Source organism: Kitasatospora sp. NPDC059571 (assembly GCF_042735675.1).
Taxonomy (GTDB): Bacteria; Actinomycetota; Actinomycetes; order Streptomycetales; family Streptomycetaceae; genus Kitasatospora.
In genome coordinates this window covers 1-8017 of record NZ_JBHWBW010000367.1, presented here as the reverse complement: position 1 = coordinate 8017, position 8017 = coordinate 1, and the positions used below count along the sequence as shown (strand labels likewise).

11 protein-coding genes and 1 tRNA gene are annotated in these 8017 nt (G+C 72.8%); 3 read left to right on the top strand and 9 right to left on the bottom strand.

Features of this window, described 5'->3' with window-relative positions:
* A partial coding sequence (locus ACFV0G_RS29755) for an aldo/keto reductase (RefSeq protein ID WP_380554751.1) occupies positions 1-969 on the bottom strand: 969 nt, incomplete at its 3' end.
* Positions 970-1133: 164 nt separating this feature from the next.
* Between ACFV0G_RS29755 and ACFV0G_RS29750 the strand changes: the two genes are divergently transcribed.
* The gene (locus ACFV0G_RS29750; protein ID WP_380554749.1) at positions 1134-1334 is read left to right on the top strand and encodes a hypothetical protein; all 201 of its coding nucleotides are present in this window, start codon (positions 1134-1136) and stop codon (positions 1332-1334) included.
* An 82-nt stretch (positions 1335-1416) separates the two neighbouring features.
* Positions 1417-2304 (top strand): tyrosine-protein phosphatase, encoded by an 888-nt coding sequence (locus tag ACFV0G_RS29745; protein ID WP_380554747.1) that lies wholly within the window; start codon positions 1417-1419, stop codon positions 2302-2304.
* 26 nt (positions 2305-2330) lie between these two features.
* Here the strand turns inward: ACFV0G_RS29745 and ACFV0G_RS29740 are convergent, their stop codons facing one another.
* From ACFV0G_RS29740 to ACFV0G_RS29705, 8 genes are all read right to left on the bottom strand, one after another.
* Positions 2331-3089 (bottom strand): RNA polymerase sigma factor SigF, encoded by a 759-nt coding sequence (locus ACFV0G_RS29740; RefSeq protein WP_380554755.1) that lies wholly within the window; start codon positions 3087-3089, stop codon positions 2331-2333.
* 314 nt (positions 3090-3403) lie between these two features.
* Positions 3404-4192, bottom strand: a complete 789-nt coding sequence (locus tag ACFV0G_RS29735; protein WP_380554753.1) for an RNA polymerase sigma factor SigF — start codon at positions 4190-4192, stop codon at positions 3404-3406.
* 347 nt (positions 4193-4539) lie between these two features.
* A complete protein-coding gene (locus ACFV0G_RS29730) occupies positions 4540-4833 on the bottom strand; it encodes a Dabb family protein (RefSeq protein ID WP_380554745.1) in 294 nt (97 codons plus the stop codon).
* Between the two features lie 63 nt (positions 4834-4896).
* Positions 4897-5037: a hypothetical protein gene (locus ACFV0G_RS29725; protein ID WP_198524387.1), complete on the bottom strand. Its 141-nt coding sequence runs from the start codon at positions 5035-5037 to the stop codon at positions 4897-4899.
* 422 nt (positions 5038-5459) lie between these two features.
* A tRNA-Ser gene (locus tag ACFV0G_RS29720) sits at positions 5460-5546 on the bottom strand.
* Positions 5547-5591: 45 nt separating this feature from the next.
* On the bottom strand, positions 5592-6107 hold the full coding sequence (tadA, locus tag ACFV0G_RS29715; protein ID WP_380554743.1) for a tRNA adenosine(34) deaminase TadA: 516 nt from the start codon (positions 6105-6107) through the stop codon (positions 5592-5594).
* Positions 6108-6136: 29 nt separating this feature from the next.
* Positions 6137-6700 carry a hypothetical protein gene (locus ACFV0G_RS29710; protein ID WP_380554741.1) on the bottom strand — a complete coding sequence of 188 codons (564 nt, stop codon included), beginning with the start codon at positions 6698-6700 and terminating at the stop codon, positions 6137-6139.
* A 208-nt stretch (positions 6701-6908) separates the two neighbouring features.
* A complete protein-coding gene (locus tag ACFV0G_RS29705; protein ID WP_380554739.1) occupies positions 6909-7115 on the bottom strand; it encodes a hypothetical protein in 207 nt (68 codons plus the stop codon).
* A 167-nt stretch (positions 7116-7282) separates the two neighbouring features.
* On the opposite strand from ACFV0G_RS29705, the gene upp reads away from it, so the two are divergent.
* Complete coding sequence (gene upp / locus ACFV0G_RS29700) at positions 7283-7918, top strand: uracil phosphoribosyltransferase (RefSeq protein ID WP_380554737.1); 636 nt, start codon at positions 7283-7285, stop codon at positions 7916-7918.
* Positions 7919-8017: the final 99 nt, after the last annotated feature.

Here is an 8017-nt window from a genome sequence, read left to right as displayed (position 1 = left end):
GATGTGTATAAGATACAGGTCCAGCAGGGCGGTCTCCTCGGGGCTCAGCTTCAGCCCGGCGGCGGCCAGCAGCGGCGGCAGCTGCTCGACGGTGCGCGCGCTGGCGATCGGTGCGGCGACGGTCGGCCGGGCGGCCAGCCAGGCCAGGGCGACCGTCGCCGGCTGCACGCCGTGCCCCGCGGCGACCTTGTCCAGCGCCTCCAGCACCAGCGGGCCCCGCGGCTGGTCGAGGTAGCGGGCGGCGCCCTGCGCCCGGGCGCTCGCCACCCCGGCGCCGCCCGGCCGGTACTTGCCGGTCAGGAACCCCGAGGCCAACGCGTAGTACGGCACCGCGGACAGCCCGTTCGCGGCCACCACCGCGGCCTGCTCGCCCTCGTAGGTCTCCCGGGAGACCAGGTTGTAGTGCGGCTGCACGGCGACGTAGCGGGCGAGGCCCTCGCGGTCGGAGAAGGCCAGGGACTCGGCGAGCCGGTCGGCGCCGATGTTGGACGCGGCGATCTCCCGGACCTTGCCCTCCTTCACCAGGTCGTCGAGCGCGGTGATGATCTCCTCGACCGGGGTCTCGGGGTCGTCGCGGTGGGTGTAGAAGAGGTCGATCCGCTCGACGCCGAGCCGGCGCAGCGACTGCTCGGCGACCCGCTTGAGGGTGGCGGCCCGCAGCCCGGAGGCCTCCGGGTGCATGCCGGCCTTGGTGGCGATCACCACCTGGTCGCGCACCCCGCGGCTGCGCAGCCAGTTGCCGATCACGGTCTCGGACTCGCCGCCGGTGTTGCCCGGGACCCACGCCGAGTACACGTCGGCGGTGTCGACGAAGTTGCCGCCGCCGGCCAGGTAGGCGTCGAGCACGGCGAAGGACTGCTCCTCGTCCGCCGTCCAGCCGAAGACGTTGCCGCCGAGGGAGAGCGGCGAGACGGCCAGGTCGGAGGTGCCGAGGGTGACCCGGGGGGCTTCGTTGCGGTTATCGGTCATGCCGGAGGTCAACCGGATCGTCCGCGCCGCCATTCCGGTGCCGGGGCGGAGTTCACGGGGCTGTCGCACGCTCGTTGCACGGGGTTGCGGGGACGGTGTGGAGATCACTCGGGGGAGGGGTCCGGGGTGTCGGCGGGGCCGCCGCGTTGGCTAGAGTCCTCGCCATGGCTGACAACGACTACGACCCCGCCGGCAGCACCCAGATGTTCCGGGCGTTCGTCGACGAGACCCCGGCCCCGCAGGCCCCCGGCTCCGTGTCCACCTACGGCAGCAGCAGCGGCGGCAGCCGCACCGGCGTGATCGCCGCCGTGGTGGTGGTGGCGCTCGTCGTCATCGGCGCCGTGGTCTGGCTCGCCGTCAAGTAATCCGCGCTCCGGGCACGCCCGCCCAGGCCGGGCGGGCGGCTGCCCGTGCGCCCGTCGTTCCCGTGCCCCAGGAGGCCGCGCCGTGACCCAGCCCACCGAGACCGCTCGCAGCCTGGGCCTGGAGGGCGCGGTCAACGCCCGCGACCTGGGCGGCTACCGGACCTCCGAGGGGCGGGTGCTGCGGCCGGGTGCGGCACTGCGCGCCGATGCGCTCAACCGCCTCACCGATGCCGACCTGGCCGCTCTCGCCGACCACGGGATCCGGCAGATCGTGGACCTGCGGAGCCTCGCCGAGGTGCGCGAGGCCGGGCCGGACCGGGTGCCGGGCCTGCCCACCGCCGACATCTCGGAGGCCGAGTACTCGGCCACCCCGGTCACCGTCGAGCGGACCGCCCCCGACGGCATCACCCTGCACCACCTGCCGGTCTTCGCGGAGCACTTCGACATCTACGTCGCGCTGCGCAACGCCCTCGCCGACCGGGACGCCGGCAAGCAGCGCGCGCTGCTCGGCGGCGGCAAGGCCGAGGCGATGATGGTCGGCCTGTACCGCTGGTTCGTCACGGACGAGGTCGCCCGGGACCGCTTCTCGACCGTGATCCGCCTGCTCGCCGAGCCCGCCGGCACCCCGCTGCTGTTCCACTGCTCGGCCGGCAAGGACCGCACCGGCTGGACGGCGGCCCTCGTCCTGACCGCCCTCGGTGTGGACCGGGCCACCGTGTACGAGGACTACCTGCTCACCAACGAGCGCTCGGCCGCGATCATCGAGCACGTGGTCGGCAGCTTCGGCACCCGCGGGCTGATGCAGGAGCCGGAGCTGCTGCTGCCGGTGTTCCGCGCGGACCGCCGCTACCTGGACGCCGCGTTCGAGGAGGTGGCGGCCGGCTGGCCGTCCTTCGAGGACTTCTGGCGCGACGGCCTGGGCCTGGAGGACGGCGTGCTCGACGGGCTGCGGGCGAACCTGCTCGACTGAGCAGGACCGCCCTTTACCCCGCCGCCTCACCCCTCCGCGGTCAGTCCGGCGCGCAGCTGGGCCAGGGTGCGGGTGAGCAGCCGGGAGACGTGCATCTGGGAGATGCCGATCTCCTCGCCGATCTGCGACTGCGTCAGGTTGCCGAAGAAGCGCAGCATGATGATCCGCCGCTCGCGCGGCGGCAGCTTGGCCAGCAGCGGCTTGAGCGACTCGCGGTACTCCACGCCCTCCAGGGCCAGGTCGTCGTAGCCGAGGCGGTCCGCCAGCGGGCCGTCGCCGTCCTCCTCGCCGGGCGCGGAGTCCAGCGAGCTGGCGGTGTACGCGTTGCCGACCGCGAGGCCCTCGACGACGTCCTCCTCGCTGACGCCGAGGCAGACGGCCAGCTCGGCGACGGTGGGGGAGCGGTCCAGCTTCTGGGCGAGCTCGTCGCCGGCCTTGGTGAGCGCCAGGCGCAGCTCCTGGAGGCGGCGCGGGACCCGCACGGACCAGCTGGTGTCGCGGAAGAAGCGCTTGATCTCGCCGACCACGGTGGGCATGGCGAAGGTCGGGAACTCCACGCCGCGGTCCGGGTCGAACCGGTCGATCGCCTTGATCAGGCCGATGGTGCCGACCTGGACGATGTCCTCCATCGGCTCGTTGCGGCTGCGGAAGCGCGCGGAGGCGTACCGGACCAGCGGCAGGTTGAGCTCGATCAGGGTGTCGCGGACGTAGGTGTGCTCGGCGCTGCCGGGCTCCAGGGTGGTCAGGCGGCGGAACAGCGACCGGGAGAGTGTCCGGGTGTCCATCGGCCGGTCGCCGACCACCGGCGCGGCCGCGGCGGGGGCCTCCGGCTGCGGCCCGGCACCGGGCGGCTCGGGGCTGACCCCCCGCTGGACAGGGAACTTCTCGACGACCGCACCGACCGGCTCTCCGGACACGCGCCCACCCCCTCGTGACTGACTGTTCAACGGTCCCCACCGCTGCGTGGTTCCCGTCGCCTCGCCCCTCCCGTCCATACCGGCGCTCGGGTGTCGGCAAACCCCGCCCGGGTGAGATGTCACGCGGCGGTAACGCGCCGGACGGCGGGGGTGTGCGGACGGCCCGCGCGCCGCGCGGCGGCTCACTCCTCCCAGGAGTTGCCGGTCCGCAGGCGGGTGAGGATCCGGGCGAGCAGCCGCGAGACGTGCATCTGGGACATGCCCAGCTCGGTGGAGATCTGGGACTGGGTCAGGTTGGCGAAGAAGCGCAGCATGATGATCCGGCGCTCCCGCTCGGGCAGCTGGACCAGGAGGTGGCGGACCATGTCGCGGTGCTCGACGTCCGCGAGGGCGGAGTCCTCGTAGCCGAGCCGGTCGAGCAGGGCCAGGCCGCCCTCGTGCTCCTGCGCGGCCTCCAGCGAGGCCGCGTTGTAGGCCCGTCCGGCGTCCAGGCAGGCCCGGACGTCCTCCTCCGGGATGCGCAGGCAGGCGGCGATCTCCGGCACCTTCGGAGCGCGGCCGTGGGTGACCGTGAGCTCCTCCATGGCGCCGCTCACCTGCACCCACAGCTCCTGGAGCCGGCGCGGGACGTGCATGGTCCTGACGTTGTCGCGGAAGTAGCGCTTGATCTCGCCGAGGATGGTCGGCAGCGCGTAGGTCGGGAACTGGACGCCGCGACCGGGGTCGAACCGGTCGATGGCGTTGATCAGGCCGATGGTGCCGACCTGGACGATGTCCTCCATCGGTTCGCTGCGGCTGCGGAAGCGGGTGGCCGCGTAGCGGACCAGCGGGATGTTGATCTCGATCAGGGCGGCCCTGACGCGCTCCCGCTCGGGGGCGTCCGGCGGCAGCTCGGCGAGGCGCTCGAACAGCACCCGGGTGAGCGTGCGGACGTCGACAGGCGTGCGGGTGCCGGTCTGGCGGTCCCTCATCCCGGCGGCCTTGAGCTCCGCGACGAGGTTCTCCGCGGGGGGCGGGGGCACCTGCTCGCCCGTCCCGCGCGCACTGTCCTGTGTCCGCACGGACACGTCACCCCTCCCAGAGTCGACTCCTGCGATCCGGGTCGCGGCCCGGGGGGTCCGGCTGCGCTCACCACCTCGCCAGATCCGGCAAAACCGGTCATAGCATCACAAGTCGCGCACATCAGCGGCAAGCACCGGCCGTAGGCGTGTTGGCTGACGCGGGCGGCGCCGCGAGGGTGTGCGGCGGCCCTCCGCCGGGGGTGCTGGCGGAGGGCCGCAAGGGTCGTGCGTATGCGACGGATACGCCGTGCGGGTGATCAGACCTCGATGTCGGCGATCACCCAGGTGGCGAACTCCCGCCACTGCCCGGCGGCGGCCTGATGGGCCGGGTGGTTGAGGTACGACGCGAGTGCCGCGCGGTCGTCCACGAGGCTGTTGATGGCGAAGTCGTACGCGATGTCGCGGTCGGTGGTGTTCCAGCCGCACTCCCACTCGCGCAGCTCGGGGATGACCGGGCCGAGCCCGGCGAACGCCTCGGCTCCGGCGACGGCCCGCTCGTCGTCCTTGGCGACGCCGTCGTTGAGCTTGAACAGGACCAGGTGCCGGATCACGATGGCGCTCCTAGCTGGTGAGGGTGATCGAACCCCGCCACGGTAGCCGCCCGGGCGACCCGCTCAGCTCACCAGCCCGGTCATGAACGTCCCCACCGCCTTCGCCGCCTCGGAGATGCCGACGAAGCCGGACTGCACCAACTCCGCCGCCCGGGTGGGGGAGGTGATGATCGTGTAGATCACGAAGATGAGCAGGAGATACATGCCGATCTTCTTCGCCTGAGCCATCGGACTGGCCTGCCTCCCTGACACCGGGACGCCGTCGCTCTCCCCGGGCGTCCTACCGCTGTCGGGCAGCTTATCCACCGGACGGCCGATCGGGTGAGTGCCGCGTTCACCCCCCGGGACGAAGGTCCCCGCGAGTGGGGGCTTTCTACGGGTGCCCGGGGGTCCCCCGTGCCGCACGATGGAGGAGTACCGCGGGGTCTGGCAGGAATCCCCGGTACGTGGACCGGGACTCCCCGCTGTGGGACCGGACGCCGCGACTTCCCCCTGACGCGGCGCCGGTAGTGGGAGACCCGAGCAGGGGCGCGGCTCCGTCCCCCCGGGAGCCGCGCCCCTTATCCACGCCCAGGCAAGCGCGAAGGGCCCGAGCTGCAGTCAGCTCGGGCCCTTCGTCGTGAGAGCGGTAGCGGTGGGATTCGAACCCACGGTGGAGTTGCCCCCACACACGCTTTCGAGGCGTGCTCCTTTGGCCGCTCGGACACGCTACCGAGAGGAACTCTACCGGACGGGTCGGGCGGTGACGAAATCCGTATTCAGCGCTGGGTGTCGAAGAAGGCCCGGAGCTGCTCGCCGCACTCGTCGGCGAGGACGCCGTGGATCACCTCGGGCCGATGGTTGAGGCGGCGGTCGCGCATCACGTCGAAGAGCGAGCCGGCCGCGCCGGCCTTCTCGTCCAGGGCGCCGTAGACCACCCGGTCGATCCGGGAGAGCACGATCGCACCCGCGCACATGGTGCAGGGCTCCAGGGTGACGACCAGCGTGCAGCCCGACAGCCGCCACTCGCCGACGGCCCGGGCCGCCTCGCGGATGGCGACCACCTCGGCGTGCGCGGTGGGGTCGCCGACCGCCTCCCGCTCGTTGTGCCCGCGGCCGATCACCGTGCCGTCGGGCCCGAGCACGAGCGCCCCGACCGGGACGTCCCCGGTGGCGGTGGCCAGTGCGGCCTCGGCGATGGCGAGGCGCATCCGGTCCGTCCACCGGTCGCGTACCGGGTCGGGGCGCACGGGGGCCGGGAGGGGGGAGAGCCGGGTGGCCGGTGCGGACTGCATGGAACCAGTGTCGGGCACGGCCGCAGCCGCTACCGAACGGCCTCCAGGACCTCGCCCGCGCCGAGCGCCTCGGCGATCTCGGCGAGCGCGTCGCCGGGCACCGCGCCCTCGCCCGCCAGCGCCACCAGTTCCCGCGCCGCCAGCCCGAAGTCGGCCAGCAGGTCGGAGTCGCCGAGCGGCCCGGCCTGGGCGCCGAGCGGGCCGGCGTCCTCCTCGTCCTCGTCGTCGTCCGCCTCGGCGGAGCCGCCGTCGAGGGCCGACTCGTCGTCGTCCTCCACATCGGCCACCAGGGCGTCGAGGTCGTCGAAGTCCTCCGCGTCGATCAGCTCGTCGGTGAGTACCGAGCCGTACGAGCTGCGGGCCGCGGCGGCCCCGTCGGAGACGAAGATGCGCGGGTCGTCCTCGCCGTCCACCCGGACGACGGCGAACCAGGCATCCTCCTGCTCGATGAAGACCAGGACGCTGTCGTCGTCCTGGGCGGCCTCGCGGGCCAGGTCGGCCAGGTCGGCCAGGGTTTCGACATCGTCGAGTTCCGTTTCGCTCACGTCCCACCCGGCATTGGTGCGAGCAAGCACTGCAGCGAAGTACGCCACCAGGGACACTCCCAAGATTGGTCTCGGCTGTAGGGGATCTCGGGCGAACGCGGTCCGGCCGCCCCCGCGCCAGAGGCGGTCCGCTGTTCGGACCGTCCCTCCGGCATCGTGACAGAAAGCCCGGCGCTGCGGGGGGTGTTCGGCACCGCGTCTTCGCAGGTCGTGTCGGAATGGCTGGCCGGCGGCCGACGGAAGGGCCGGTTCGGTGTCAGATCCGGAAGGTTCGCATCCGGAGCGCCTCGCGCATGCGCCGCTCCTTGGTGCGCCGGGGCTGTACCCGGGCCCGCAGCTCACGTGCCTCGGCGAGCTCGCGGAGGAACAGGGCGCGGCGCTTTCGGCGCTGCGCCTCGGTCTCGTGGACGTGCGGGGGAGACTCGTCTGTCGAGCCTGTCCCGATGGCCGGGTTGCTCTTCATACGGTCCGAGTTTCCCAGATGTGTCCCGTTGACACCACGGACAAGGTCTCGGTCAGGTCTCTGCCCGTCCGGGCGCCCGCCCCGCCGGACCCGGCCCGTCCGTACCCGCCCCGGGGCGTTCCGGCCGCGAGTCGTACGCACGTGCTCTTCGACGTTATGGTCGAGCCATGCGTCTCCACGTCGTCGACCACCCCCTGGTCGCCCACAAGCTCTCCACCCTGCGCGACGAGCGCACCGACTCGCCGACCTTCCGCCGCCTGACCGACGAGCTGGTCACCCTGCTCGCCTACGAGGCCACCCGGGACGTCCGGACCGAGGAGGTGGAGGTCACCACTCCGGTCGCCGTCACCACCGGCACCCGCCTCAGCCACCCGCGGCCGCTGGTCGTCCCGATCCTGCGGGCCGGCCTGGGGATGCTCGACGGCATGACCCGGCTGCTGCCGACCGCCGAGGTCGGCTTCCTCGGCATGGTGCGCAACGAGGAGACGCTGGAGGCGTCGACCTACGCGACCCGGATGCCGGACGACCTCTCCGGCCGGCAGGTCTACGTCCTCGACCCGATGCTGGCCACCGGCGGCACCCTGGTCGCCGCGATCCGGATGCTGCTGGAGCGGGGCGCCACCGACGTCACCGCCGTGGTGCTGCTGGCCGCCCCCGAGGGCGTCGAGGTGGTCGAGAAGGAGCTCGCCGGCCGGCCGGTCACCGTGGTCACCGCGGCGCTGGACGAGCGGCTGAACGAGCACGGCTACATCGTGCCGGGCCTCGGCGACGCCGGGGACCGCCTCTACGGCACCGCCGGCTGACCGGACGCACAGCTGACGCCGAAGGTCCCCGCGACTGTCTCTCAGACACATCTCACAGCGCACGAAGCGAGCGGGGATCGGCGGAGCGGGCGAGTGGTG

What these genes read in the sequence shown, in the direction of transcription:
- ACFV0G_RS29750 (WP_380554749.1), top strand. Translation starts at nt 1,134, where the DNA reads ATGGCTGACAACGACTACGACCCCGCCGGCAGCACCCAGATGTTCCGG.
- ACFV0G_RS29740 (WP_380554755.1), bottom strand. Translation starts at nt 3,089, where the DNA reads ATGGACACCCGGACACTCTCCCGGTCGCTGTTCCGCCGCCTGACCACC.
- ACFV0G_RS29725 (WP_198524387.1), bottom strand. Translation starts at nt 5,037, where the DNA reads ATGTATCTCCTGCTCATCTTCGTGATCTACACGATCATCACCTCCCCC.
- tadA (WP_380554743.1), bottom strand. Translation starts at nt 6,107, where the DNA reads ATGCAGTCCGCACCGGCCACCCGGCTCTCCCCCCTCCCGGCCCCCGTG.
- ACFV0G_RS29705 (WP_380554739.1), bottom strand. Translation starts at nt 7,115, where the DNA reads ATGAAGAGCAACCCGGCCATCGGGACAGGCTCGACAGACGAGTCTCCC.
- ACFV0G_RS29735 (WP_380554753.1), bottom strand. Translation starts at nt 4,192, where the DNA reads ATGAGGGACCGCCAGACCGGCACCCGCACGCCTGTCGACGTCCGCACG.
- upp (WP_380554737.1), top strand. Translation starts at nt 7,283, where the DNA reads ATGCGTCTCCACGTCGTCGACCACCCCCTGGTCGCCCACAAGCTCTCC.